Source organism: Streptomyces sp. NPDC001868, assembly GCF_040297125.1.
GTDB lineage: Bacteria > Actinomycetota > Actinomycetes > Streptomycetales > Streptomycetaceae > Streptomyces.
In genome coordinates this window covers 19,189-45,247 of the sequence record NZ_JBEOYO010000014.1, presented here as the reverse complement: position 1 = coordinate 45,247, position 26,059 = coordinate 19,189, and the positions used below count along the sequence as shown (strand labels likewise).

General features: G+C 70.5%; 25 protein-coding genes. 3 read left to right on the top strand and 22 right to left on the bottom strand.

Going from position 1 to position 26,059, the window contains the following annotated elements; all coding sequences use genetic code 11:
- Positions 1 to 33: 33 nt before the first annotated feature.
- The 15 genes from ABT147_RS18535 to proS all read right to left on the bottom strand — a co-directional run bounded on the left by ABT147_RS18535 (position 34) and on the right by proS (position 12,042).
- Positions 34 to 1,656: a YifB family Mg chelatase-like AAA ATPase gene (locus ABT147_RS18535; protein WP_351407210.1), complete on the bottom strand. Its 1,623-nt coding sequence runs from the start codon at positions 1,654 to 1,656 to the stop codon at positions 34 to 36.
- Positions 1,656 to 2,021, bottom strand: a complete 366-nt coding sequence (locus ABT147_RS18530) for a YraN family protein (protein ID WP_351407208.1) — start codon at positions 2,019 to 2,021, stop codon at positions 1,656 to 1,658. The genes ABT147_RS18535 and ABT147_RS18530 overlap by 1 nt, the downstream gene beginning before the upstream one ends.
- Positions 2,022 to 2,149: 128 nt before the next feature.
- Complete coding sequence (locus ABT147_RS18525) at positions 2,150 to 2,458, bottom strand: DUF2469 domain-containing protein (RefSeq protein ID WP_005311352.1); 309 nt, start codon at positions 2,456 to 2,458, stop codon at positions 2,150 to 2,152.
- Between the two features lie 56 nt (positions 2,459 to 2,514).
- A complete protein-coding gene (locus ABT147_RS18520; RefSeq protein WP_351407205.1) occupies positions 2,515 to 3,069 on the bottom strand; it encodes an NUDIX hydrolase in 555 nt (184 codons plus the stop codon).
- Positions 3,056 to 3,802 (bottom strand): signal peptidase I, encoded by a 747-nt coding sequence (gene lepB, locus ABT147_RS18515; protein WP_351407203.1) that lies wholly within the window; start codon positions 3,800 to 3,802, stop codon positions 3,056 to 3,058. The genes ABT147_RS18520 and lepB (ABT147_RS18515) overlap by 14 nt, the downstream gene beginning before the upstream one ends.
- Before the next feature lie 80 nt (positions 3,803 to 3,882).
- Positions 3,883 to 4,773: a signal peptidase I gene (gene lepB, locus ABT147_RS18510; protein WP_351407201.1), complete on the bottom strand. Its 891-nt coding sequence runs from the start codon at positions 4,771 to 4,773 to the stop codon at positions 3,883 to 3,885.
- On the bottom strand, positions 4,739 to 5,869 hold the full coding sequence (lepB, locus tag ABT147_RS18505) for a signal peptidase I (protein ID WP_351407199.1): 1,131 nt from the start codon (positions 5,867 to 5,869) through the stop codon (positions 4,739 to 4,741). The genes lepB (ABT147_RS18510) and lepB (ABT147_RS18505) overlap by 35 nt, the downstream gene beginning before the upstream one ends.
- A complete protein-coding gene (gene lepB / locus ABT147_RS18500; RefSeq protein WP_351407197.1) occupies positions 5,862 to 6,590 on the bottom strand; it encodes a signal peptidase I in 729 nt (242 codons plus the stop codon). Before lepB (ABT147_RS18500) ends, lepB (ABT147_RS18505) begins: the two co-directional genes overlap by 8 nt.
- Before the next feature lie 81 nt (positions 6,591 to 6,671).
- Positions 6,672 to 7,022, bottom strand: a complete 351-nt coding sequence (rplS, locus tag ABT147_RS18495) for a 50S ribosomal protein L19 (RefSeq protein WP_013000407.1) — start codon at positions 7,020 to 7,022, stop codon at positions 6,672 to 6,674.
- Between the two features lie 134 nt (positions 7,023 to 7,156).
- Positions 7,157 to 7,990 (bottom strand): tRNA (guanosine(37)-N1)-methyltransferase TrmD, encoded by an 834-nt coding sequence (trmD, locus tag ABT147_RS18490; protein WP_351407482.1) that lies wholly within the window; start codon positions 7,988 to 7,990, stop codon positions 7,157 to 7,159.
- The gene (gene rimM / locus ABT147_RS18485) at positions 7,990 to 8,586 is read right to left on the bottom strand and encodes a ribosome maturation factor RimM (protein ID WP_351407195.1); all 597 of its coding nucleotides are present in this window, start codon (positions 8,584 to 8,586) and stop codon (positions 7,990 to 7,992) included. Before rimM ends, trmD begins: the two co-directional genes overlap by 1 nt.
- A 120-nt stretch (positions 8,587 to 8,706) precedes the next feature.
- On the bottom strand, positions 8,707 to 8,946 hold the full coding sequence (locus tag ABT147_RS18480; protein ID WP_033526925.1) for an RNA-binding protein: 240 nt from the start codon (positions 8,944 to 8,946) through the stop codon (positions 8,707 to 8,709).
- Between the two features lie 2 nt (positions 8,947 to 8,948).
- Positions 8,949 to 9,368 (bottom strand): 30S ribosomal protein S16, encoded by a 420-nt coding sequence (gene rpsP, locus ABT147_RS18475; protein WP_152171925.1) that lies wholly within the window; start codon positions 9,366 to 9,368, stop codon positions 8,949 to 8,951.
- Between the two features lie 401 nt (positions 9,369 to 9,769).
- Entirely contained in the window at positions 9,770 to 10,366 is a 597-nt protein-coding gene (locus ABT147_RS18470; RefSeq protein WP_033526923.1) for a hypothetical protein, read from the bottom strand.
- A 260-nt stretch (positions 10,367 to 10,626) separates the two neighbouring features.
- Positions 10,627 to 12,042 (bottom strand): proline--tRNA ligase, encoded by a 1,416-nt coding sequence (gene proS / locus ABT147_RS18465; protein WP_351407191.1) that lies wholly within the window; start codon positions 12,040 to 12,042, stop codon positions 10,627 to 10,629.
- A 305-nt stretch (positions 12,043 to 12,347) separates the two neighbouring features.
- Between proS and ABT147_RS18460 the strand changes: the two genes are divergently transcribed.
- Positions 12,348 to 13,106 (top strand): SAM-dependent methyltransferase, encoded by a 759-nt coding sequence (locus ABT147_RS18460; protein WP_351407188.1) that lies wholly within the window; start codon positions 12,348 to 12,350, stop codon positions 13,104 to 13,106.
- Between the two features lie 313 nt (positions 13,107 to 13,419).
- On the opposite strand, the gene ffh is transcribed toward ABT147_RS18460, so the two are convergent.
- The 5 genes from ffh to nsdA all read right to left on the bottom strand — a co-directional run bounded on the left by ffh (position 13,420) and on the right by nsdA (position 21,084).
- Positions 13,420 to 14,970: a signal recognition particle protein gene (gene ffh, locus ABT147_RS18455; protein ID WP_351407186.1), complete on the bottom strand. Its 1,551-nt coding sequence runs from the start codon at positions 14,968 to 14,970 to the stop codon at positions 13,420 to 13,422.
- Between the two features lie 147 nt (positions 14,971 to 15,117).
- Positions 15,118 to 17,568: a [protein-PII] uridylyltransferase gene (locus ABT147_RS18450; RefSeq protein WP_351407184.1), complete on the bottom strand. Its 2,451-nt coding sequence runs from the start codon at positions 17,566 to 17,568 to the stop codon at positions 15,118 to 15,120.
- Between the two features lie 26 nt (positions 17,569 to 17,594).
- Complete coding sequence (locus tag ABT147_RS18445; RefSeq protein WP_003997576.1) at positions 17,595 to 17,933, bottom strand: P-II family nitrogen regulator; 339 nt, start codon at positions 17,931 to 17,933, stop codon at positions 17,595 to 17,597.
- Complete coding sequence (locus tag ABT147_RS18440) at positions 17,930 to 19,222, bottom strand: ammonium transporter (RefSeq protein ID WP_351407182.1); 1,293 nt, start codon at positions 19,220 to 19,222, stop codon at positions 17,930 to 17,932. Before ABT147_RS18440 ends, ABT147_RS18445 begins: the two co-directional genes overlap by 4 nt.
- Before the next feature lie 386 nt (positions 19,223 to 19,608).
- Positions 19,609 to 21,084 carry a transcriptional repressor NsdA gene (nsdA, locus tag ABT147_RS18435; RefSeq protein WP_351407180.1) on the bottom strand — a complete coding sequence of 492 codons (1,476 nt, stop codon included), beginning with the start codon at positions 21,082 to 21,084 and terminating at the stop codon, positions 19,609 to 19,611.
- A gap of 428 nt (positions 21,085 to 21,512) precedes the next feature.
- Between nsdA and ABT147_RS18430 the strand changes: the two genes are divergently transcribed.
- Complete coding sequence (locus ABT147_RS18430; RefSeq protein WP_351407178.1) at positions 21,513 to 22,169, top strand: bifunctional DNA primase/polymerase; 657 nt, start codon at positions 21,513 to 21,515, stop codon at positions 22,167 to 22,169.
- Between the two features lie 114 nt (positions 22,170 to 22,283).
- Here ABT147_RS18430 and ftsY read toward each other — a convergent pair whose 3' ends face one another.
- Complete coding sequence (ftsY, locus tag ABT147_RS18425) at positions 22,284 to 23,483, bottom strand: signal recognition particle-docking protein FtsY (RefSeq protein ID WP_351407176.1); 1,200 nt, start codon at positions 23,481 to 23,483, stop codon at positions 22,284 to 22,286.
- 149 nt (positions 23,484 to 23,632) lie between these two features.
- On the opposite strand from ftsY, the gene ABT147_RS18420 reads away from it, so the two are divergent.
- Positions 23,633 to 24,604, top strand: coding sequence for an LLM class flavin-dependent oxidoreductase (locus tag ABT147_RS18420; RefSeq protein WP_351407174.1), 972 nt, complete (start codon positions 23,633 to 23,635; stop codon positions 24,602 to 24,604).
- Between the two features lie 20 nt (positions 24,605 to 24,624).
- Here the strand turns inward: ABT147_RS18420 and ABT147_RS18415 are convergent, their stop codons facing one another.
- Positions 24,625 to 26,040 carry a sugar porter family MFS transporter gene (locus ABT147_RS18415; protein ID WP_351407171.1) on the bottom strand — a complete coding sequence of 472 codons (1,416 nt, stop codon included), beginning with the start codon at positions 26,038 to 26,040 and terminating at the stop codon, positions 24,625 to 24,627.
- Positions 26,041 to 26,059 lie beyond the last annotated feature (19 nt).

Here is a 26,059-nt window from a genome sequence, read left to right as displayed (position 1 = left end):
GCTCACCCGCCGCCGCGCCGCAGGCCCCGGGCCTCATGTCAGGGCCCCGATCGCCATCGGCACCCCGCGCGGAACCCCGGTGCGCAGTTGCAGGCCCAAGGTGACGTCCGTCGCGTCGGGGCGGTCGTGGCCGACGAGGTCGGCGATGGTCCAGGCGACCCGGAGCACCCGGTCCAGGCCTCGCGCGGTCAGCGCTCCCCGCTCCAGGCAGCGCTCGGCCTCGTCCATCGCGCCCGGAGCCGCGTGCCACCGGCTGCGCAGCTCGCGCCCCGGTACCTCGCTGTTCGTCCGCCAGGGTGTGCCGAGCAGACGGGCGGCCGCCCTTTCCCTGGCCGAGCGCACGCGGTCGGCCACCGTCGCCGTGGACTCGCCCCGGGCGCCTCGCCGGGTCAGTTCGGACCGGGTGACCCGGTCGACCTCGACCCGCAGGTCGACCCGGTCCAGCAGCGGCCCGGAGAGCCGGGCCTGATAGCGGCGGATCGACGCGGGCGGACACTCGCACAGGTCGTCCGTCCGTGAGAAGCGGCCGCAGGGGCAGGGATTCGCGGCGAGCACCATCAGGAACTTCGCCGGGAACCGCACCACTCCCGCGCTGCGCGCGATCACGACGTGCCCGGCCTCCAACGGCTGCCGCAGGGCGTCCAGGGCCTGACCGCTGAACTCGGGTGTCTCATCGAGGAAGAGCACCCCACGGTGGGCGAGGGAGACCGCGCCGGGGCGTGCGATGCCCTGGCCGCCGCCGACGAGGGCCTGCATCGTGGCCGAGTGGTGAGGGGCGCAGTAGGGCGCCACGTCGACCAGGGGCTTGCCCACCGGCAGCAGACCGGCGATCGAGTGGACCGCCGTGACCTCCAGCGACTCCTCCCTGGCCAGCTTCGGCAGGATGGCCGGCAGCCGCTCGGCGAGCATCGTCTTGCCCGCGCCCGGCGGCCCTTCCAGGAAGAGATGGTGTCCGCCGGCCGCCGCGACCTCCACGGCGGTCCGGGCCGCCATCTGACCGACCACATCGGCGAGGTCGTGGCCCAAGTCCTGCTGCGCGGCTCCCGCGGTGTGCATCCCGGTGGCCGCCCCCGCACCCGGCAGCCGGAGTCCCGCCATGAGGGGGTCCGGGCGGCCCTCGTCGGGTTCCTCGTCCGGCACGGGTTCGTCCGCGAGTACGGCGATCAGCTGCCGCAGGGTACGCACGCCCAGGACCGAGACGCCGGGCACCAGCGAGGCCTCCGCGGCAGCGCACTCCGGCACCACCACCTGCTCGTATCCGGCTTCGGCGGCGGCCAGCACAGCGGGCAGGATGCCCCGTACCGGCCGGACCCGTCCGTCGAGTCCCAGCTCTCCGAGCATCACGATGTCGGAGAGCACCCGCGGATCGATCCGCTCGGAGGCCCCCAGGATCGCGCAGGCGATCGCCAGGTCGAACCCACTGCCGGCCTTCGGCACCGAGGCGGGGCTGAGCCCCACGGTGAGCTTCTTCTGCGGCCACTCGGCGCCCGAGTTGACCACAGCCGCCCTGACCCGGTCCTTGCTCTCCGTCAGGCTCTTGTCCGGCAGCCCCACCAGCGTGAACGCCGCCACCCCCGGTTCCAGGTCGGCCTGGACCTCGACGACGACTCCCTCGACGCCCACGAGGGCCACGGAGCAGGTGCGGGCGAATCCCATCAGGCCACCCCCCGCACATGCTCGACGACGGGGGCGCCGCGGTCGGGGAGGAGGACGCCGACGACGTCGATGCGGACGCCGCCCGGCGGACTCCCTCCGTGTTCCTGGAGCCAGCGTTCGGCGAGGCCCCGCAGGCGTTCGGCCTTGGTGGTCGTGACGGCCGCCATCGGGTGTTCGAAGGAGCCGGCCCTGCGGGTCTTCACCTCGCAGACGACCAGCGCGTCCCCGTCGCGGGCCACGATGTCGATCTCGCCGGTCCTGCCACCGCGCCAGTTGCGCTCCAGAACCGTCATCCCGGCCTGGACCAGCCGCCGCGCGGCCAGCTCCTCGCCGTATTTGCCGAGTGCACTTCGTGCCGTGCTCATGTTGGCACCACCTCCGGCGCCAACACTGAGGGCAGCTCAGCCCGCTATTGGATCTTGGTGGACAAGCAGCCGATTGTGGACAACTTCATCACCCACACGAATGACGACCCACCACCCCCGGAGCCGACTCAGCTGCCCGGCAGCTCCAGATCGCTCTTGTTCAGCTCCTCGATGTTCACGTCCTTGAACGTGAGCACCCGTACCTGCTTCACGAACCGAGCCGGCCGGTACATGTCCCACACCCAGGCGTCCGCCATCGACACCTCGAAGAACACCTCACCCTGGACCGAGTGCACCTGCATCTCGTAGTCGTTGGTCAGGTAGAAACGCCGCTCGGTCTCGATCACGTATTTGAACAGACCGACGACATCGCGGTACTCCCGGTAGAGCTTCAGCTCCATCTCGGTCTCGTACTTCTCGAGGTCCTCGGCGCTCATGGCATGTTCCCCTTCAGCCGTGCGATCCCACCATTGTGCGCCAGTCCCGCGAGCCCCTAGACAATTTCGGTGTCGAGGACCACGGGTCTGGCCGGGGGACCCTCGTCGAGCAGTGTGCGAAGCAGTTCGGCGAGTCTGGTCGGGTACACCGTCTCATGCGCCCGGGCCAGTTCCCCGCACGTCCACCAGCGTGCTCCGGCGACACTGCGTCGTTCCAGTTCCGTGAGGCCCGCCTCCCCGGGCACCACCTGGCGCGTATCGGTGGTCCGGGCGAGGTAGTACCACTCGTCCTGGTCCCAGCGGCGTCCGGCGAAGGGGAAGGAGCACATCCGCCGCCAGAGCACGGGACCGAGCTCCACGTCCGTGATCCCCGTCTCCTCCGCGAGCTCCCGCAGGGCGGCCTCCTCACGGGTCTCCGTGCCCTCCACACCGCCGCCGGGCGTGAACCACCAGTCGTCGGCCGGATCGTCCGGCTCGTGCCCGTGCAGCAGCAGGACGCGCTCCCGCGGATCCAGCAGGATCACCCGGGCCACCTTGCGCAGCCCGCCCTCGTACGTGTCCCCATGGGCGGCCTCGTGCGCGCCCCCGGACGTGTCCTCAGCCGACGACACCGGCCGGCTCCGGCTGCGTGGTACGGCCGCGTCCGCCGAGCCGCTTGGCGACGGGCCCGTAGGCCGCGCCGCCCAGGACGAGCACCATGCCCACGACCAGCGCGGTGGTGATCAGCCGCAGCGGGCCGGGAGTGGAGAGCGCGCCGAGCTTCTCGAAGCCCGTGGGGCGGTCCAGCATGCCCTCCATGGGCCAGACGACGGCGTCCACGCGCGCGTCCACGTTGCTCCGCGGCACCGTGCCGTTGCCGGCCTCCGCGAGGTGGGCGGTGGAGTCCAGGGAGCCGCTGCGCTCGTCGCCGAGGAGGAACAGCCGGCCCTTGGGGACGGTGATCTCGGGGATCCCGGTCAGCTCGGCGTCCTCGCCCTGCAGATACGCCTCGTCGATCTGCTTGCCGTTGACGGTCAGCTTGCCGTCCGTGCAGCAGGCGATGGTGTCCCCGCCGACCGCGACGACCCGCTTGACCATGGCGGTGTTTCCCCAGGTCTCCTGACGGAAGACCACGACGTCACCGCGCTGGATCTCGGCGCCGTCGATCCGCTCGGCGAGTATGCGGTCCCCGGAGGTGATGGTAGGGGCCATGGAGTCGGTGGGCACGGTGTAGGGCGCGTAGACGATCACGCCCCACCCGAAGGCCCCGAGGAAGAGCACACAGCCGAGGGCCACGGCCAGTCCCGACAGCATGCTGCCGAGCCGTCCGTGGCCCTCGTCCGTACGACGTGTCGTCCCGCTCATCCCAGTGCTCCCCCAGGTCGGAGAATCGACCGTCCAGGCCCCGTACGGGCCGCGGAAGATCGGCGATCTGGGACGGCACCCTACCCGGCGGTACCCGTGCCAGAAACCCTCGGGCTCACGGCGGCCAGAAGACGGCGCCGGCGCCAGAGCACCAGGGGCACCGCGCCCGCGAGGCCGAGCGCGGCGGGCGCGGCGGCGTTCAGGTTCTGGTCGAAGGTGTCGGGAACCGGCAGCGTGGACCAGCGGGTGGGCGGCCAGGCGACCACGATCGCGCGGCCCACGACCTGGCTCACGGGGACCATGCCCTTGTTGCTGTCGTTCTGGTGGTAGCGGGAGTCCAGCGAGTTCTGCCGGTGATCGCCCATGACCCAGATTTTGCCCTCGGGTACCTTCACCTTGAACTGACCACCGGTGTCGTCGACGGTGCAGGGGGTGTTGCCCGGGTACACGTACGGCTCGTTCAGCGCCTTGCCGTTGACCTTGAGCGGGCCCGTGCCGTTGCACTCCACGGTGTCGCCTGCGACGCCGATGACGCGCTTGATGAGGTCCTTCTCCTCGGCGGACGGCATCAGGCCGATCCAGCCGAGGACGCGCTGCACGGCGTTGGGCTCCAGGGTGGGTTCGCCGTCCAGCCAGCCGTCCGGGTCGTGGAAGACGACGACCTCGCCGCGCTCGGGCTCGGAGCCGAACCACGGGGTGAGTTTGTCGACCAGGACCCGGTCGCCCTCCTGCAGGGTGTTCTGCATCGAGTCCGAGGGGATGGAGAACGCCTGCACCAGGAAGGTCTTGATCAGCAGCGCCAGCACCAGCGCGATACCGATCAGGATCGGCAGTTCCTTCCAGAAGGAACGCTGCTTCTTCCTGGGCCGCTCGTCCTGGTCGCCGTCGTCGACCGAGGTCCGGGCGCCGTCCCCGCCGTCCGCTCCGTCCGGGGAGTCACTCCCGGAATCGGCGGGACTCTCGGAACTCACGGCGCCCTCCACGTTCTCCGCGGCCGGGGAAGCCGCCTCGTCGGATCGCTCCGGCCGTTCTTCGGAACCACCGTGTCCGGACCGTGCGCCGACCGCCAAATCCCCCACATCCACTCCTCACTCCGTACCGCCGCCCGCGCCACAGCCGGTGCAGGCCCACCACTCCCATAACGAGCGGGAGTTCCGCAGGGGTCGGGAGAGGGATCAATCCGTTTCGATCCGCAGAGGCAACCCTATGCGAAGCGCCGAGGGCGGTGGTCGACCCACTCGGTACGGCGGAGAATGTGTCCGGCTCCTCCAACTGCCCCCAGTGACCCACCGGCCAGGCGATGACCACGGCCCGGCCGACGACGGCATCCTGCGGGACCGTACCGCCGAACTGCGCCGTTTTCGAATCGTCGGACTGATGGGCCCGGGAGTCGGCGGAATTCTCCCGGTGGTCGCCCATCACCCAGAGACGGCCCTGGGGCACGGTCACCTGGAACCGCTGGGTCGAGGGCTGGTTGCCGGGGTGGATGTACGCCGTCTCGTCCAGCGGCATGCCGTTGACCGTGACGCGGCCCTGGGTGTCGCAGCACTTGACGGTGTCGCCGCCGACCGCGACGACCCGCTTGATCAGGTCCTGCTCGTCGTCGGACGGGAGGAGGCCGATGAACTGCAGGCCTTCCTTTATCTGCTTGATGACGATCGGATCCTCGGTGAGGGTCGTCGTCTGCTCGTCCTCCAGCCAGCCGCCCGGGTCCTTGAAGACGACGACGTCCCCGCGGGTGGGCTTGGAGCCGAACCAGGGCGTGAGCTTGTCGACCAGGACACGGTCGCCGATCTGGATCGTCTGCTCCATGGAGCCCGACGGGATCACGAACGCCTGGACGAGGAAGGTCTTGAGGACCAGGGCTATCAGGACGGCGACACCGACGAGGAGCGGGATCTCCTTGACCGCGGAGCGACGCCGGCGCCGCTTGATCTTGCGGGCGAGCTTGCGCCGCTCGACCCGGCTCGGCCGGGCGGCCCCGCCGGACCGCCGTGAACCGGTGGGCAGCAGGTTGGCGGCCGCGGTGGCGGGAGGCGCGCCGCGAGGTTTGCCACGGTTACCCATGCGCACCGCCCGCGGCGGGTACACGCGCGTAGGCGTCCGGACGGTCCAGACGCGTCCAGTGGTCGGCGGGCCAGGCGATCCAGTCGGCCCGGCCGATCACGGAGTCCAGGGGGACCATGCCGCCGCCGGGCGATCCCAGATGGTCACGGGAATCGCTGGAGTCACCGCGGTGGTCGCCGAGGAGGAACAGCCTGCCCTCGGGGACGACCACGTCGAAGGGAACGTTCGACGGGCTGTCGCCCGGGTACAGAAACGACGACTCGTCGACCCACCGGCCGTTCACCTCAAGCCTCCCCTCCTGGTCGCAGCAGACCACCCGGTCTCCCCCCACGCCGACAACGCGCTTGACGTAGTCGGCGTTCCCGAAATAGCCGGTGCCGTCGAAGACGACGACGTCACCGCGCTGCGGCTCAGATCCGAAACGGTACGCCAACTTATTTACGAGAACGCGGTCCCCGATCCTCAATGAGTCGGCCATGGAGCTGCTGGGAATCTGGAACGGCTGCATCACGAAGTTGCTGAAGAAGGCCAGAAAAAGCAGGCAGATCAGCACGGTCAGGGTGTATCTCCCACCCGGTACCCACGCGGTGGTCCGGTCCACCCACGCGAAACGCGACCGCTCCTCCGGCCCTCCTGTGTCGGAGATCTCCTCGGAGACCTCCGCGCCGGAAGGGCGGGGGGAACGGTCGCGTTCCATGTGCTGCTGTGCTTCGGTGTCCATCGGGGCCAAATCGTATCCGGCCCCGCTGTGACGACCTTTTGTGACTCGGGTCGCGGCGTGAGCCGTGACCCGAGCGCGCGATCAGTTGTCGCGCTTCTCCTTGATCTTCGCCGCCTTGCCGCGCAGCTCGCGCAGGTAGTACAGCTTCGCGCGACGGACGTCACCGCGGGTGACGAGCTCGATCTTCTCGACGATCGGGGTGTGCACCGGGAAGGTGCGCTCGACGCCGACGGAGAACGAGACCTTGCGGACCGTGAAGGTCTCGCGGACACCGGCGCCCTGGCGACGGATGACTACGCCCTTGAACTGCTGCACACGGGAGCGGTTGCCCTCGATGACGCGGACGTGGACGTTGACGGTGTCACCCGGGCGGAAGGCCGGGATGTCGCTGCGCAGCGACGCGGAGTCGACGGAGTCGAGCAGGTGAGACATTTCGTCTGCTTTCTTCGCCCATGCCACAGGTCATAGGCGGGAGTTAGGTGTTTCGAGAGGATGCTGTCCGTGTCGGGGCGGGCGTCGTGTCCCCCTGCGGCAGGGGCGCGCGCCGGACGACGCACAACAGCGGCCTATTCTTCCACGCCGTCCGGCCGCCGCCAAAATCGGCCGTACGACGCCCCCTCCGGGTCCGGGGCCCAGCCCAGGATGGAGAGCATTTCGCGGTCCTTCTTGTCGAAGGCCTTGGGGTCGCAGCGCTCGATGAGGTCGGGCCGGTTGGCCGCCGTACGCTTCAGGGCCTCGTCGCGCCGCCAGCGTGCGATCTTCCCGTGGTGTCCGCTGAGCAGCACGTCGGGGATGTCCCGGCCGCGCCACTCGGGGGGCTTGGTGTAGACCGGCCCCTCCAGGAGGTTGGCCATGGCGCCGGGCGCGAAGGAGTCGTCGCGGTGGGACTCGGCGTTGCCGAGGACACCGGGCAGCAGTCGCGCCACGGCCTCGGTGACGACGAGGACGGCCGCCTCGCCGCCGGCGAGCACGTAGTCGCCGATGGAGACCTCGTGGACGGGCATCCGGGTCGCGTACTCGTCGATCACGCGCCGGTCGATGCCCTCGTAACGCGCCGGAGTGAAGACCAGCCAGGGGCGCTCGGAGAGTTCGACGGCGAGTGCCTGGGTGAAGGGGCGGCCGCTGGGGGTGGGGACGATGAGGGTGGGCTCGTGGGCACCCGTCTCGTAGCCGTCGGCGAGGACGGAGTCCAGGGCGTCGCCCCAGGGGTCGGTCTTCATGACCATGCCGGGGCCGCCGCCGTACGGGGTGTCGTCGACCGTGTTGTGCCGGTCGTACGTCCATTCCCGCAGGTCGTGGACGTGGACGTTCAGCTGTCCCCGCGCGCGTGCCTTGCCGACGAGGGAGATGTCGAGGGGGGCGAGGTACTCGGGGAAGATCGTGACGACGTCGAGCCGCATCACGCCTCGTCCTCCGAGGCCGCCGAGGCCGCCGCGTCCGGCGCTTCCGCCGACTCCTCCGCGTCCCGCGCGGAGGCGATCACGGCGTTGTCGTCGATCAGGCCCGGCGGCGGGTCGATGATCGCGCGCTGTTCCGCCAGATCGATCTCGGTGACGATCGACTCGACGAACGGGATCATCACCTCGCTGCCGTCGGGCCGCTCGACGATGAAGAGGTCCTGGGACGGCAGATGCGAGATCTCCGTGATCCGGCCGACCTCGACTCCGTCCTTGGTGACCACGTCCAGGTCCATCAGCTGGTGGTCGTAGTACTCGTCCTCTTCCTCCGGCAGCTCCTCCGGGTCCACCTCCGCGATCAGCAGGGTGTTGCGGAGTGCCTCGGCGGCGTTGCGGTCGCGGACGCCTTCGAAGCGCAGGAGCAGCCGGCCGCTGTGGACCCGGCCGGTCTCGATGGTGAGCGGGCCCGTCGAGGCGGGGTCCGTGAGCAGGACGGCGCCGGGGCCGAGCCGGAGTTCCGGCTCGTCGGTGCGGACCTCGACGGTGACCTCGCCCTTGATGCCGTGGGCGCGGCCGATCCGTGCGACTACGAGCTGCACTGTGCTCGATCTCCTGTCATACAACTCATACAACTCAAGCGACTCATACAACGCATACGACTACGGGCCGGGGACGGCCCAGTGGCCCTCCCCGGCCCGAGCCGGTGCTGCGAATCTTCGTCAGCGGACGTGGTCCACGTCGACGAGGTCGACACGGACACCGCGGCCGCCGATGGCGCCCACGACGGTACGCAGAGCGCGGGCGGTACGGCCGTTGCGGCCGATCACCTTGCCGAGGTCGTCAGGGTGGACCCGGACCTCCAGCACGCGCCCGCGGCGCAGGTTGCGGGAAGCGACCTGCACATCGTCGGGGTAGTCGACGATGCCCTTGACGAGGTGCTCGAGAGCCTCCTCGAGCATGCTCAGGCCTCGGTCGACTCGGACTCGGCGGCGGCCTCGTCCTTCTTGTCGGCCTTCTTCTTCTGGGTGATCGCCTCACCCTTGCCCTCGTCGTCGCCGCCCAGGGCCTCGAACGACGGGCGCGCGGACTTCGGCTGAGCCACGAGGAGCGGCGCCGGAGCGGGCTCGCCCTTGAACTTTTGCCAGTCGCCGGTCTTCTTCAGGATGGCGAGCACGGGCTCGGTCGGCTGCGCGCCGACACCCAGCCAGTACGCGACGCGCTCCTCGTCGACCTCGATGACCGACGGGTTGTACGTCGGGTGGTACTTGCCGATCTCCTCGATCGCACGGCCGTCACGACGGGTGCGGGAGTCGGCGACGACGATGCGGTAGTGAGGCGAACGGATCTTGCCCAGACGCTTCAGCTTGATCTTGACTGCCACGGGAGTGGGTTCTCCTGGATTTGACGTGATTGGGCACGGCGAGAGAGCCGCGTGGGGTTGCGGTACCCGAGTGCCCGATGGACGCGTCAGCCGGAGGAGAGAGGGGTCCTGTGCGACTGTCGAGTACAGCTAGCCATTGTGCCACACGCAGCGGTTCGTCTCTTACCAGGGCTGCACGAAGCCATGCCGAAGCGGCACCCGGCGCCAGGGGTCTTTCACTCACCGGCGCTTACGGGTGCCGCCTGCGCCCACCCTCCCCCACTCTCGGCTTCGCTCGAGCGGGAGGTGCCCCCATCGCCCCGCGGCACGACTGCCCGCGGCGAAGGCGGACCACAGACCGACCGCGAACCGGATACGGCTGCCACGAGCAGCCGTCCATGTCGGCTCGCCGTCGTCTCGGCTCACGCCGCGCCCACGACCTCCGGGATCCGGAAGGGCTTGCCGCAGCCGCCGCAGACGATGGGGGCCTGGGCGAGTACGGACGGGACGACCCGGACGTTGCGGCCGCAGTCGCAGACGGCCTTGACTCGGACGCCGCCACCGGAGGAACCGTGGCGGGCGGCCGGGCCCCGGAAACTGCGGGCCGTGTCCGCGGAGGTCGCGGCCGTGTGGGCCTTGAGGGCCCGCTGCAGTCTGTCGATCGTCGGGCGGTAGCGACGCTTGGCCTCGGGGTTCAGCGTGACCAGCGAGAAACCGCTGCTGGGATGCGGCTCCTCGGGGTGGTCGAGGCCGAGCTCCTCGGCGATCGCGAGGAATCTGCGGTTGTGGTACCGGCCGGCCCGGGACGTGTCGCGGACTCCGCGCGCGGCGGCGATGCCATGGACTGCCTCATGGAGCAGTCGCTCGAAGGAGAGTTCGTGCCCGCAGGCGGACGACGACTCCCCGATCAGGGACTCGGGAGCGGCAAGATCCGGCAGCTCGGGGTGGTGCCGTTGAATGTCGGCCCACGCCTGTGCCAGTTCTGCGGCGAGAACAGGTGGTGTCTGTGTCGTGCTCACGTAATGACAACGAGCCGGAGTGCCCCTGTGTTCCGATTCCGGGCCATCCCAAATAATTTGCACGTACCCGTCAGTTGCCACTAGTGCGACCTGACGAGGGCGGGTGCGCTGATCTGCGGAGAAGCCTCGCAGCTCCCCACAAGGCGGTACGTAGTAACACGTACGCCCCGGCGCGTAGACGAGGTCCGCGCGCCGGGACACCTGTGGTCGGCAGATGCGCAAGGGGCGTTTCGGCCGCTCTCCCGGCGGAACGGCGCGCTCTAGTAAGCGCGCGCCACGACGGCGACGTTACCGGGTGCGTCATAGGAGTCGGGCACCGACCCGTCCTCGGCGACCAGACACCGTACGGTCACGGCGTGCTCCCCGAGCTTGGTCTCGCCGTCCTCGCCCAGCGTCGACCACGGGATACGCGCCCAGCCGCCCGCCACGGCGGCCTCGATCGCCTCGTCGAGCGTGGCCACCTCGGTCGTACGGGACTCGCGGCGCTCGCGCGACTGCTTCAGCAGCAGCGCCTGATCCTCTTCGAGGACCGCGGGCAGCAGATGGACGAGTGAGTCGAGGGCGACCGGTTCCTTGCCGCCGGGGATGCGGCGGGCCAGCATCGCGGTGCCGTTCTCCAGGTCACGGGGGCCGACCTCGATGCGTACGGGGACGCCCTTGAGCTCCCAGTCGACGGCGCGGCGGCCGAACGGGACGTCCGTGCGGTCGTCCACCTGGACGCGGATGCCCGCCGCCTTCAGCTCGGCGCCGAGCTCGCGGACCTTGGCCAGAACCGCGTCGTCGCCCTTGATCGCGAGGACGACGGCCTGGACGTGGGCCAGCCGGGGCGGGACCCGCAGGCCGTTGTCGTCGCCGTGCATCATCACCAGGGCGCCGATCATGCGGGTCGTGGAGCCCCAGGAGGTCTGCCAGACGAGCTCCTGCTTGCCTTCCTTCGACAGGTACCGGGTGTTGAAGGCCTTGGCGAAGTTCTGGCCCAGTTCGTGGCTGGTGGCCATCTGGAGGGCCTTGCCGTCGCCCATCATGCCTTCGAGGGTGAGGGTGTTGATGGCGCCCGCGAAGCGCTCCTTGACGGTCTTGCGGCCGGGGACGACGTCCATCGCGAGGACGTTCACCATGAAGTCCTCGTAGACCTCGCGGTGGATGTGCGCGGCGAACTCGCGCGCCTCCTCGTACGTCGCGTGCGCCGTGTGGCCCTCCTGCCAGAGGAACTCGCTGGTGCGCAGGAAGAGGCGGGGGCGCAGCTCCCAACGGACCACGTTCGCCCACTGGTTGATCAACAGGGGGAGGTCGCGGTAGCTCTGGATCCACTTCGAGAAGTAGTCGTTGATGATCATCTCGGAGGTGGGGCGGACCACGGCGGGCTCTTCGAGTTCCTTGCCGCCGCCGTGCGTCACCACGGCCAGCTCGGGCGCGAAGCCCTCGACGTGCTCGGCCTCACGGGTGAGATACGACTGCGGGATCAGGAGCGGGAAGTACGCGTTCTGCGTGCCCGTCTCCTTGATCCGGGCGTCCATCTCCTGCTGCATCCGCTCCCACAGCCCGTACCCGTACGGTCGGATGACCATGGTGCCGCGCACCGGACCGTTGTCGGCCAGCTCGGCCTTGGTGATCAGATCCTGGTACCAGCGCGGGAAATCGTCCGCGCGGGGCGTGAGTACGGGTGCCTTTGCCATGGCGCGATGGTACGGGTCCACGTTGCGGGGATGTGAATTCTTTTGCCCGCGCACAGACAGTCCGCAAGCCGGTGTCCGAGACCCCTGGACGACTCGCCGGGCGCGGAGTTACCTGGCATACGGGGGGGAGTGCGAGCGCGCACTGCCACGGGGGCCAGGAAATCCGGCAACGGCAACTCACGGCGGATTGGGGCGCTTTCGATATGACACCTACGCTCGTGCGGCAGCAACTGCCTCGCGCGGGGACCGCACCCCGCGTGGACCGGTGTGCACGCGCGCGTGACTGGGCCGAGATCCAGGAACGGATGCTGGTACCGCTGTACGAGGCCGTCTTCCGGCGGCTCGACGTCGGCACCGGCACGCGGCTGCTCGGCCTCGGCTGCGGGTCGGGGCTGGCACTGCTGATGGCGGCGTCGCGGGGCGCCGCGGTCACCGGCGTCGACTCGGCCTCGCCCGAGAGAACGGCACTCGCGCGGGAGCGACTGCACCCGGAGGCATGGGGCAGGCGCGCGCGGGCCGGCGCACGGGTCGTCGAGGGCGTCCCCGCGGACGCGGCGCACGCCCCCGGCGAGCCCCCGTACAACCTGGTGACCGCCTTCGAGCCGATCGGCTGTCTGGCCGGGGACTCCGAGGGCCTCGGCGACCTGCTCGCCTCGGCGACCCCCCTCGCGGAACGCGGCACCCCCGTGGTCCTCGCCGGCTGGGGCCCGCCGGAACGCTGCACCACGTCCGCCGTGCTCCGCGTGGCCACGAAGCTCGCCGATCCCCTGCGCAGCGCGGGCAGTTGGCGTCCGGCGCTGCGGGACGACCTGGAGGAGGTCGCCCAGCGGGCCGGCCTGAGGCCGGACGGCTCCGGACGCGTGGCCTGCCCCTTCGGGTACGCCAATGTGGACAACGCGGTACGGGGCCTGCTGTCGACCGGTCTGTTCGACGCGGCGATCAGGGCCACCGACCAGGCGCAGGTGGACAAGGAAGTGACCGAGGCGCTGCACCCGCACCGCCGCCGGGACGGCACGGTGTGGATGCCGAACGTGTTCCGCTATCTGATCGCGCGGACACCCTGAGGGCCCGCGACTCCGCCGAGCGCCGTCGGGGACCTCCGGAGAGGTCTTCGTGGCGCCTTCCGGCGCGGATGTGAAGGGTGTGAAGAAAAAGGGCCGGTATCGCTCTGGCTCGGCCAAGTGCCGCACGACACCCATAGCCTGACGCATCGTCCGGGGGAACAGCCCAGCCACGTACGGGAGTCGCCACCGGAAGCACCACGAGCGACACCACACGCACGCCGTCCACGCACGGCACCCGGCGCCGCGCGCCCGGCCAGACCCCCCGGCCGGTCACGCGGCGTCCGCCGTGGTGGGCGGGGCCGGTGCGGGCGGGTCAGCCCATGAACTTCTTGAACTCGTCCGGCAGCTCGAAGTCCTGAGCACCCTGCTGACCCGGCAGGCCGAGGGCACCGCCCTGCGCGGCGGCGGCCCGGCGGGCGGCCTCCTCCTGCTCCTGCTGCTTGCGCTTCATCGGGTTGCCGGAGCGCTGCTTGCCCTTGGCCTGCTTGGGCTGCTTCTTGCTGCGGCCGGGACCGCCACCCATGCCGGGCATACCCGGCATCCCGGGCATGCCACCGCCCTGGGCCATGCGGGACATCATCTTGCGGGCCTCGAAGAACCGCTCGACGAGGCTCTTGACCGCGCTGACCTCGACACCGGAACCCTTGGCGATACGGGCGCGGCGCGAGCCGTTGATGATCGTCGGTTCCTGGCGCTCGCCGGGGGTCATCGACTTGATGATCGCGGCCGTGCGGTCGACATCGCGCTCGTCGATGTTGTTGATCTGGTCCTTGATCTGCCCCATGCCGGGCAGCATGCCGAGCAGCTTGCTGATGCTGCCCATCTTCCTGACCTGCTCCATCTGGGCCAGGAAGTCGTCGAGCGTGAAGTCCTGCCCCTTCTTGGACGCCAGCTTGGAGGCCATCTTGGCGGCCTCTTCCTGGCTGAAGGTCTTCTCCGCCTGCTCGATCAGGGTGAGCAGGTCACCCATGTCGAGGATGCGGGAGGCCATCCGGTCGGGGTGGAACGCGTCGAACTCGTCGAGCTTCTCGCCGTTCGACGCGAACATGATCGGCTTGCCGGTGACCGAGGCGATCGACAGGGCGGCACCACCGCGGGCGTCACCGTCGAGCTTGGAGAGGACCACGCCGTCGAAGCCGACGCCGTCCCGGAAGGCCTCGGCCGTGTTGACGGCGTCCTGGCCGATCATCGCGTCGACGACGAAGAGGATCTCGTCCGGGGAGACCGCGTCCCGGATGTCGGCGGCCTGCCGCATCATCTCCTGGTCGATGCCGAGGCGACCGGCGGTGTCGACGACCACGATGTCGTGGACCTTCGACTTGGCGAACTCGATGGAGTCCTTGGCGACCTTGACCGGGTCGCCCACGCCGTTGCCCGGCTCCGGGGCGTAGACCGCGACGCCCGCGCGCTCGGCGACGACGCTGAGCTGGTTCACCGCGTTCGGGCGCTGGAGGTCACAGGCGACGAGCAGCGGCGAGTGGCCCTGCTCCTTGAGCCAGAGGCCCAGCTTGCCCGCGAGGGTCGTCTTACCGGCACCCTGCAGACCCGCGAGCATGATCACGGTCGGCGGGTTCTTGGCGAAGCGGAGGCGGCGGGTCTCGCCGCCGAGGATCCCGACCAGCTCCTCGTTGACGATCTTGAGGACCTGCTGGGCGGGGTTGAGCGCCTTGGAGACGTCGGCGCCGAGCGCGCGCTCCTTGACGTTCTTGATGAAGCCCCGGACGACCGGCAGGGCCACGTCCGCTTCGAGGAGCGCGATGCGGATCTCGCGGGCCGTGGCGTCGATGTCCGCCTCGGACAGGCGCCCCTTGCCGCGCAGGTTCTTGAAAGTCGCTGAGAGGCGATCGGAGAGCGTATCGAACACGGCGGTGTCGGTCCTCGGAGTCGGGGGCAGGGTGGGCTGCCCTCCAGGGTATCTGTCTGGGTGTGGTCGGGTCTCCACCCCTGTGGATAGTGACCGGCCGAGCCCCGTTCACGGGTACGGGACCGGACGGCCCCGTACCCGTCGCGCTCAGCCGCGCAGCATCTCCTCCAGCTTCCGCGCCACGGACGCCGCCTCGTCGCCCGGCAGCGGGGCCCCCTTCGGCCCGGTCACATAGAACGCGTCCACCGCGTTGGCGCCCAGGGTGCTGACGTGCGCGCTGCGCACCCGGACGTGCGCGTCCTCCAGGGCGCGACCGATCCGGTGCAGCAGCCCGGGGGCGTCCTGGGCGCGGACCTCGATGACCGTGGCGTGCCGGGAGGCCGCCGCGGCGACGGTGACGCGCGGCGGGGGCGCGACGACGCCCCGTCGCCGGGGATAGGCCGCGTCCCGCTCGGCCAGCCGCCCGGCGATGTCCAGCGAGCCGTCCAAGGCCCGGACGAGGTCGGCGCGGAGCCGGGCCGCCTGGGGCAGCGAGCCGTACTCGGCGGCCACCCGCCAGTTCAGCAGCAGCACCGAGCCCTCGACGCCGTCCGGGAGGTCGAGCGTGCGGAGTTCGGCCGTGCGCACGGTGAGCCGGTGCATGGCGAGGACGCCGGCGACCGCGGGCAGGACGCCCGCCTGGTCGGGTACGGCGATGAGGAGTTCCACACCGAGCGGCTCGGGGTCGGCCTTCGCGTCCTTCTCCTCGGCGGTGGCCTCCGTCTGCGCGCGCAGCGACAGCACCGGCCCGCCCGTGCGGAACGCCTCGATGGCGAGCCGCTCCTGCTCGGCGCTGGTCTCCCCCGGCTCCGGCTCCTCCGGGACGTCCCCGGCGAACACCGCCTCGACCCGCTGGACCAGCTCGGACACGAGCGAGGCACGCCACGACGACCAGGCGGCGGGCCCGGTGGCCAGTGCGTCCGACTCGGTCAGCGCGTGCAGCAGTTCGAGGGTGCCCGGCGATCCGACGGCGTCGGCCACGGACCGGACGGTGGCCGGGTCCTCCAGATCACGCCGGGTGGCCGTGTCGACGAGCAGCAGATGGTGGCGTACGAGGGTGGAGAGGACCGCCACGTCCTCACGGTCGAAGCCGATCCTGGCCGCCACGTCCTTGGCGATGATCTCGCCGGCGACGGAGTGGTCGCCGGGCCAGCCCTTGCCGATGTCGTGCAGCAGCGCGGCGACGAGAAGGAGGTCGGGCCGGTGGACCCGGCGGGTCATCTCGGAGGCCTGCACGGCGGTCTCGATGAGGTGCCGGTCGACGGTCCAGATGTGCACGGCGTTGCGCTGCGGCCGGCAGCGCACCCGCTCCCAGTCGGGCAGCAGGTGCGTGATGAGCCCCTCGGCCTCCAGCGCCTCCCAGACGTCGACGGTCGGGCGCCCGGAGCCCAGCAGCGTGACGAGCTGTTCGCGCGCCTCGGCGGGCCAGGGCGTCGGCAGCGGCCGGGCGGCGGCAGCCAGACGGCGTACGGCGTGCAGGGACAGCGGCAGTCCGGCCTGGGCGGCAGCGGCGGCGGCGCGCAGGGGCAGCACGGGGTCCCGGTCGGGCTTGGCGGCCCGTGCGAGTACGACCTCGCCGTCCTGCTCGACCACGCCCTCGGCCAGCGGCGACCGCTCGGGGGCGGGCTTCCCCCCGCCCAGCATGGCGCGCAGCCGGGGCCGCACGGCGCGCGACCGCAGCACGCGCCCCACTTCACGCCAGGTCACATCACTGGCGTACGAGATGACGCGCGCGGCCTCGTACACCTGGCGCAGCAGGGTGTCGGCGTCCAGCAGGCCCAGCTCGGCGGCGACCTGGTCCTGTTCCTGGAGCGCGAGCCGGTCGGTGGCGCGCCCGGTGGTGAGATGCAGCGCGTCCCGTACGTCGAGGAGCCGGCGGCGGGCGTCGGCGAGCCCCTCGCGCGGGGCGTCGGCGAGCCAGGAGGCGGCGACGGCGCGCAGGGCGGTGGCGTCGCGCAGTCCGCCGCGCGCCTCCTTGAGGTCGGGTTCCAGCAGGTACTGCAGTTCGCCCTGCCGCTCGCCCCGTTCGGAGCACAGCTCCTGGAGTTCGGGGAGGCGTTTGGGCGCCTGGTTGCGCCAGTCGGCGAGGACGGCGGTGCGCAGGGAGGCGGTCAGGCCCAGATCACCGGCGATGTGCCGGGCGTCCAGCAGCCCCAGCTGCACCTTGAGGTCCTCGCCGGCGGTCTTGCGGGCCTCGGCGGGGGTGCGCACGGAGTGGTCGAGGGCCAGCCCCAGGTCCCAGACGGGGTACCAGATGCGGTCGGCCAGCGCGGCCACCGCCCGCTCGTCGGACCCGTCGTGCAGGAGCAGCAGATCCAGGTCGCTGCGGGGTGACAGCTCGCCCCGCCCGTATCCCCCGACGGCGACCAGTGAGGCCCCGCGCAGTTCGGTGGTGCCCGCGCCGAACAGTCCCGCGAGCCAGTCGTCGGTCAGCTCGGCCAGGGCAGCACGGCGCGGCGGCCCGGACCGCGCCCCCTCCTGGAGGAGGCGCAGCCGGGCCGCCGCGTAGCCGCTGGGTCCCGAGTCCTCTGCATCCGTACGTACGTCCGTACTCGTCACCCAGCGACTCCTGTTCTTCTCCGCGATCAGAGCGCGTCCGGGCCGCGCTCGCCGGTCCGGACCCGAACGGCCGTCTCGACCGGGAGGGACCAGACCTTGCCGTCACCGATCTTGCCGGTGCGGGCGGCCTTGACGATGACGTCGATCAGCTGCTCGGCGTCGTCGTCTTCGGCGAGGACCTCGATACGGATCTTGGGAACCAGGTCCACCGTGTACTCGGCGCCCCGGTACACCTCCGTGTGGCCCCGCTGCCGACCGTACCCACTGGCCTCGGTCACCGTAAGGCCGTGCACCCCGAAGGCCTGCAGGGCTTCCTTGATCTCGTCGAGCCGGTGCGGCTTGACGACGGCGGTGATCAGCTTCATGCCTCGACCTTCTTGCTCTCAGTGGCAGCGACGCTGCTCGTGGTGCCGGCGGAGATGTGCGACTGGGCAGCCGAGGTGAAGTCGTACGCGGTCTCGGCGTGCAGGGCCTGGTCGACGCCGTTGACCTCGTCCTCCTCGGAGGCGCGGAAGCCGATCGTCTTCTGGATGGCGAAGGCGATGAGCCAGGTCACCACGAAGGTGTAGCCCATGACGGAGAAGGCGCCGGTGGCCTGCTTGCCGAACTGGTCGAGGCTGCCGATCCCGTCGGTGGCGAGGAAGCCGACCAGCAGGGTGCCGATGACACCGCCGACCAGGTGGACACCGACGACATCGAGGGAGTCGTCGTAGCCGAGCTTGTACTTGAGGCTGACGGCCCAGGAGCAGACGGCGCCCGCGACGATGCCGATCAGGATGGCGCCGAAGGCGTTGACGTGACCGCCGGACGGGGTGATCGCGACGAGGCCCGCGACGGCACCGGAGCAGGCACCGAGGGTGGTGAACGCACCGTGACGGATGCGCTCGTAGATCAGCCAGCCGATGATGGCCGCGGCGGTCGCGATCTGCGTGTTGATCGCCATGCGGGCGGTCGTGCCGTCGACACCGAGCCAGGAACCGGCGTTGAAGCCGAACCAGCCGAACCACAGCAGGGCGGTGCCGATCATGACCAGCGGCAGGCTGTGCGGCCGCATCGGGTCCTTCTTGAAGCCGATCCGCTTGCCCACGACGAGGACCGCGGCGAGCGCGCCGATACCGGCGTTGATGTGGACCGCCGTACCACCGGCGAAGTCGATGACGCCCAGCTCGAAGAGCCAGCCGCCCGGCGCCCACACCCAGTGCGCGACCGGGAAGTACACCAGGGTGACCCAGAGGCCGACGAAGATCATCCACGCGCCGAACTTGACGCGGTCGGCGAGGGCGCCGCTCATCAGGGCCGGGGTGATGACCGCGAACAGCATCTGGAAGAGGATGAAGGCGAACGCGGCGATCTTGTGCGGTTCGCCGTTCGCGCCGGCGACGAAGCTGTCGACCGTGCTGGTGACGTCGATGCCCTTGAGGCCGATCGCGTCCAGGTTGCCGATGAAGCCGCCCTGGTCACCGCTGAAGGCGAGCGAGTAGCCGTACAGCACCCACAGGATGCTGACGATGCCCAGCGAGATGAAGGACATCATCAGCATGTTCAGCACGCTCTTGGCACGGACCATGCCACCGTAGAAGAGCGCCAGGCCCGGCGTCATCACCATGACGAGCGCCGCACTGATCAATACGAATCCGGTATCTGTGCCGTTCAATGCCGGTATCTCCTCGTGGTCGGAACGGCCCGTGCGGATGCGGCAGCTTGGGAGCTATCGGGGAGGGCCGACTGTGCTGAGGAGACTGACGCAGCACCGTTTCACGGGAAGTTTGGAAATGTTTCCCGCACGTGACGAAGGCACCCATCACGTTACAGACAGGTGAAACGTGAATCCCGGAGGATTCATCCCGTGTGGGGCCCAGCCTCTGCGGGGCCCTCGGCGGATAACGGTTTCGTATCCGATGGAACTTCCGGTGGACTTCCCCGAACGGACCGACCACGGCAGACCATCCGATGACCTGGCATGGGGGAGCCGAGTCGGGCAGTCGGGATGGCCGGCCGCGGCCGGAGCAGGAGGGGCCCGTGGTGTGCCGGGGGCCCTGGTCAGACCGCCTCGGCGGTCTCGGGGAGGTGGACGGCGAGCTGGTCGGTGAGGTCGACGACCTCGGCGAGGCCGCCGAAATCGCGTACGGCCGTGTCGACGGTCTTTCGGATACGCGTGTTGACGCGCTCGGAACGGACCTTCCTCGCGGTCTCCATGGCTTGCTTGGCCATGGCCGCCCCCTGCTCCGGCTCGCGCTGGAGCAGATGCACGGTGGCCATGCCGATGAGGTTCAGCGCGTACGACCGCTGGTGTTCGGTGTCCGTGGAGAACAGCTCGACGGCCCGGCGCATCACGGGCTCGGCGAGGGAGGCGTAGGCGGGGCTGCGGCCTGCGACATAGGCGAGGTCGCGGTAGGAGTGGGAGTTCTCGCCGTGCAGCTCGGCCTCGTTGAAGAAGCGGATCCAGTCGGGGTCCGGGTCGTCCCACTCCTCGGCGTCGGAGAAGACGTCCTCGGCCATCCGGACCGCCCGTTTGCACTTTCCGGGCTGGCCCATGTTGGCGTAGGCGCGGGCCTCCATCGCATACAGCATCGACTGGGTGCGCGGGCTCGCGCAGTCACGGCTGCCGTACTGGGCGAGATGGATCAGTTCGAGGGCGTCGTCGGGCCGGCCGAGGTGGATCATCTGGCGGCTCATGCTGGACAGGACGTAGGAGCCGAGGGGTTTGTCGCCCGCCTCCTTGGCCGCGTGCAGGGCGAGGACGAAGTACTTCTGCGCGGTGGGCTGGAGGCCGATGTCGTAGCTCATCCAGCCGGCCAGCTCGGCGAGCTCGGCGGCGACCTTGAACAGCCGCCGGGTGGTGGCCTCGGGCTGGGGCTCCTGGAGGAGGTCGGTCACCTCGTGCAGCTGGCCGACGACCGCCTTGCGGCGCAGACCGCCGCCGCACTGGGCGTCCCACTCCCGGAACATCTTGGTGGTGGATTCGAGGAGGTCCAGCTCCGGGGTGGAGAGCCGGCCCGGGCGACGGGCGGCGGACGAGGGTTCGGGCTCCGCGCGCGGGGCGGGGGGCGTGGGGACGAGCCAGCGCTGCATCGGCTCGATGAGGGCCGGGCCCGCGGAGAGGGCGAGCGAGCTCCCGAGGAAGCCGCGCCGCGCCAGCATCAGGTCGCTGCGCGAGAACTCGCTGATCAGCGCCACGGTCTGCGGGCCCGTCCAGGGCAGGTCGACACCGGAGACGGACGGTGCCTGATGGGCCGCGCGCAGCCCCAGGTCCTCGACGGCGACGACACAGCCGAACCGCTCGGAGAACAGCTCGGACAGGATGCGCGGGATGGGCTCGCGCGGGTTCTCCCCGTCGAGCCAGCGCCGTACGCGCGAGGTGTCGGTGGAGATGTGGTTGGCGCCGAGCTGACGGGCCCTGCGGTTCACCTGCCGGGCCAGCTCGCCCTTGGACCAGCCGCTGCGGACGAACCACGAGCCCAGGAGTTCGTTCGGGCGCTTCTCAGCGTTCGTGCCGCTTCCGCCGTTGCCGCCCACTGGAACGCCCCCATCCCTGAAACCACTTGTGTGCGCTGTGTGCGCCAAGCCCTACCAGAATGCCGGTTACCACGCCGTACGTCCGACCCTTGTCACCCATCGAACGGAAAGACGACTTGCCTCCGGCATACCCACGAGCGCATACGTCCCCAGGTCCCGTGCACTCAAAGTAATCCTACGATCACGCGTCCGGCCACGGCGATTCCAGAAACGCCACCATTCGCCACCCCTTCGAATGAACTAACGGTGACCCGTACGCGATTCACTTGACACATGACGGCCGGGAATGGGCGGAGCGATGCATTCAGGGGCGCGCGTCGTCGACCGCACCACCCGGGGTGCCGTGGTGCGCCGCTCATGCGGAAGCAGAGCGTCGCATTCCGACTCCGTCGCGTAACCACCGGCGCGCTGGACCCGTTGGAGGGGGCATGGGCTTCACGATCGGCGGCATTCGGGAGATGCGATCCGGCACGCGTCGGCGCGGCCGTTCCTCGGAATGCACGGCGGTGGCCGAGTTCACCGGCCTCTGGGGATGGGACGTCGTCCCCGGCGCGCGGACGGCTTCGGGGGCGTGCTCGTGCGGCAGGACCACCTGTTCCGCGCCCGGCGCGCACCCCCTCGACTTCGCACCTCCCGTCCGCGCCGGAGCGACGCTCGACGAGGTGACCGAGGCGTGGGGTGAGTTCCCGGGCGCCTCCGTGATGCTGCCGGTGGGTCACTCCTTCGATGTGATCGAGGTCGCCGAGTCGGCGGGCCGGCACGCACTGGTCCGCCTCGAACGCATGGGTCTCCCCGTCGGCCCCGTGATCGCCACCCCCGAGGGCCGCGCCCACTTCTTCGTGGCCCCGGGCGCCGCCGACGAGCTGTCCACACTGCTCTACCGCATGGGCTGGGACGACCCGTCCGCCCTCGACCTGCGCGGCCTCGGCCCCGGCAGCCATGTCACCGCCCCGCCCTCCGACCGGGGCGGCCTCGGCCCGGTCCGCTGGCTCCGCTCCCCCGCGCTCGACTCGGCGACGAAGCCACCGGCGGCGCGGCTGCTGCTGGGGACCCTGGCGTACGTGGCCCACCGGTCCCGGGCCTGACCCGGCTCCCCCCTCCCCCGTTTCGTACACAGCGAAGCGCCCGTCCCCGACTGCACCTTGGGGGCGGGCGCTTCTTCGACCCCACCTCGGAAATTTCGGAGGTGGTTTGTGCGGTTATTCGCCGATAAGTGCATCCACGAACGCCTCCGGCTCGAAGGGCGCCAGGTCGTCCGCGCCCTCTCCGAGGCCGACGAGCTTGACGGGAACGCCCAGCTCGCGCTGTACGGCGATGACGATGCCGCCCTTGGCGGTGCCGTCGAGCTTGGTGAGGACGATGCCGGTGATGTCGACGACCTCGGCGAAGACCCGGGCCTGGATGAGGCCGTTCTGACCGGTGGTGGCGTCGAGGACGAGCAGGATCTCGTCCAGCGGCGCGTGCTTCTCCACGACGCGCTTGACCTTGCCCAGCTCGTCCATGAGACCGGTCTTGGTGTGCAGCCGGCCGGCGGTGTCGATGAGGACGACATCGGCGCCCTCCTCGATGCCCTCCTTGACGGCGTCGAAGGCGATGGACGCCGGGTCGCCGCCCTCGGGGCCGCGCACGGTACGGGCACCGACCCGCTCACCCCAGGTCTGCAGCTGGTCGGCGGCGGCGGCACGGAAGGTGTCCGCGGCGCCGAGGACGACGTTCTTGCCGTCGGCGACGAGGACACGGGCGAGCTTGCCGGTGGTGGTGGTCTTGCCGGTGCCGTTGACGCCGACAACCATCACGATGCCCGGGGTGTCGAGCGGCGAGTCGGTGTTGACCGCGCGGTCGAACTCGGGGACGAGGATCGTGAGCAGCTCCTCGCGCAGCAGGGCGCGCAGGTCGGCCGGGGTGCGGGTGCCGAGGACCTTCACGCGCTCGCGCAGCCGTTCGACCAGCTCCTGGGTGGGCTGGACGCCGACGTCGGCGGTGAGGAGGGTGTCCTCGATCTCCTCCCAGGTGTCGTCGTCGAGGTGCTCGCGCGAGAGCAGCGTGAGCAGCCCCTTGCCGAGCGCGTTCTGCGAGCGGGAGAGCCGGGCGCGCAGCCGCACCAGACGGCCGGCGGTCGGCTCGGGGATCTCGATCGCGGGGGCGGCCGACGGCTCCTCGACGGCGACGGGTGCCGTCGCCGTGGCGTCCGGGAGATCCACCTCCTCGATCGTTCGGCGCGGTTCGTCGCGCGGCGTCTCGGCCTCGTCGCCGACATGCGGCTCGGCCGGAGGTGCGGTGATGTCGGGTGTCGTGGGGGGCGCCGGGGGCAGCGGCTTCTTCCTGCGGCTGCCTACGACGAGCCCGCCCAGCACGCCGAGCACGACCACGGCGATGACTACAGCAAGGATGAGTTCCATAACTAGGCCAGTATGCGGGACCGCCCCGCGCGGCGTTCGATCGCCGTACGGGCCACACGCGCCTTCCACACCCGTGGATACGCACCCCTGGCCACCTGACGGACCGTCAGCTAACGTCCCCCTCCACAGCCGCCCGAAGGGGGTCCCCCATGCCCGTCACGGTCGTCCGTTTCAACCTGGTCGAGCCCGGCGCCACGCCCGCCTCGCTCCGGGCCCGCTACCGGGCCGCCGTCGAGATGGCCGCGTACGCCGACGAGCGGGGCCTCAGCACCGTGCAGACGGAGGAGCACCACGGGGTCGAGAACAACTGGCTGCCGTCGCCGTTCGTCTTCGCGGGGGCGGTGTTCGGGGCGACGAAGCGGATCGCGGTGACGGTGTCGGCGGTGATCGGGCCGCTGCACGACCCGCTGCGGCTGGCGGAGGACATCGCCGTACTGGATCTGGTGAGCGGCGGGCGGCTGGTGACCGTCGCCGGAATCGGGTACCGGCCGGAGGAGTACGCGCAGTTCGACGTGGACTGGAAGGGGCGCGGCAGACTCCAGGACGAGGTGCTGGAGACGCTGCTCCAGGCGTGGACCGGGGAGCCGTTCTCGTACCGGGGGCGCACGGTCCGGGTCACCCCGCGCCCCGGCACCGAACCGCATCCGCTGCTGCTGGTCGGCGGCTCCTCGAAGGCCGCGGCCCGCCGGGCGGCCCGCCTCGGGCTCCCCTTCTTCCCGAGCGCGCATCTGCCGGAGCTGGAGGCGTACTACAAGGAGCGGCTCGTCGAGTACGGCACCGAGGGCTGGACGATGATGCCCGCCGCCGAGACCCCGTTGCTGCATGTGGCGGAGGATCCGGACCGGGCGTGGGCCGAGTACGGCGGGCACTTCCTGCACGAGGCGCGGACGTACGCCTCCTGGCAGTCGGCCGGGATCCGGTCGGCCGTGCGGTCGGGGGCGGCGACGGTGGCGGAGCTGCGGGCGGAGGGCGTGTACCGGATCGTGACGCCGGACGAGTGTGTGGCGCTGGGCCTGGACAGCTACGTCCTGCATCCGCTGGCCGGTGGGATGCCGGTCGAGGAGGGGTGGCGCGGGCTGCGGCTGTTCGCCGAGCGGGTGCTGCCGCGCCTCGACGGCTGACGAACCCCTGGAGTAGCGGACTAGCCCATCTCCTCCAGCGCCTTGCCCTTCGTCTCCTTCACGAACCTGAGGACGAAGGGGATGGAGAGCGCGGCGAAGACCGTGTAGATCAGATAGGTCACCGAGAGGTTCCAGTCGGCGAGGGACGGGAAGCTCGCGGTGATGGCCCAGTTGGCGATCCACTGTGCGGAGGCGGCCACGCCCAGGGCGGCGGCGCGGATCCGGTTCGGGAACATCTCGCCGAGCATGACCCAGACGACGACACCCCAGGAGAGGGCGAAGAAGAGGACGAAGACATGGGCGGCGATCAGGGCGACCCAGCCCTGGGTGGCGGGGAGCTTGCCGTCGACGAGGTCGTAGGAGAAGGCCCAGGCCTCCAGGGCGAGGCCGAGGACCATGCCGACGGAGCCGATGAGGGCGAGCGGCCTGCGGCCGATCCGGTCGACGAAGATCATCGCGATGACGGTGCCGACGATGTTGATGATCGACGTCGTGAAGGAGTAGAAGAACGACTCGGCCGGGTCGACACCGACGGACTGCCACAGCGTCGCGGAGTAGTAGAACGCGACGTTGATGCCGACGAACTGCTGGAAGACCGACAGGCCGATGCCGATCCAGACGATCGGCTTGAAGAGGAGGCTCCCGCCGAGCAGGTCCTTGAACGTCGACTTGTGCTCGCTGTGCATGGCCGACTCGATCTCGGCGACCCGGGCGTCCAGGTCGACGTCCTCGCCCTCGACCTCGGCGAGCACCTCACGGGCGCGCTCGTGCCTGCCGACGGAGATCAGGAAGCGCGGGGACTCGGGGATCGCGAAGGAGAGCAGGCCGTACAGCACGGCCGGGACGACCATGACGCCGAGCATGATCTGCCAGGCCTCCAGGCCGAGCAGTTCACCGCGCTGGTCGCCGCCGGCGGCGTTCAGGATGCCCCAGTTGACCAGCTGGGAGATGGCGATGCCGACGACGATCGCGGCCTGCTGGAACGAGCCGAGCCGTCCCCGGTAAGCCGGCGGGGCGACCTCGGCGATATAGGCGGGGCCGATGACCGAGGCCATGCCGATGGCGAAGCCTCCGACGGTCCGCCAGAAGGCGAGGTCCCACAGCGCGAAGGGGAGCGCCGAGCCGACGGCGCTGACGGTGAAGAGGGCGGCCGCGATCTGCATGCACCGGATACGGCCGATGCGGTCGGCGATCCGGCCCGCCGTGGCCGCGCCGACGGCACAGCCGATCAGCGCGACGGCGATGACCTGGGCCAGGGCCGTGGAGCCGATGTCGTAGCGGTGGCGGATGGCTTCGACGGCGCCGTTGATCACCGCGCTGTCGTAGCCGAAGAGGAAGCCGCCCATCGCGGCCGCCGCCGCGATGAAGATCACGTGCGAGAGATGGTCGGGCTGGGCGCCGCGAGCTCCTGCCCTGGGCTGCGCTGTGCTGGTCACGTCTGTACTCCTCGGCGGG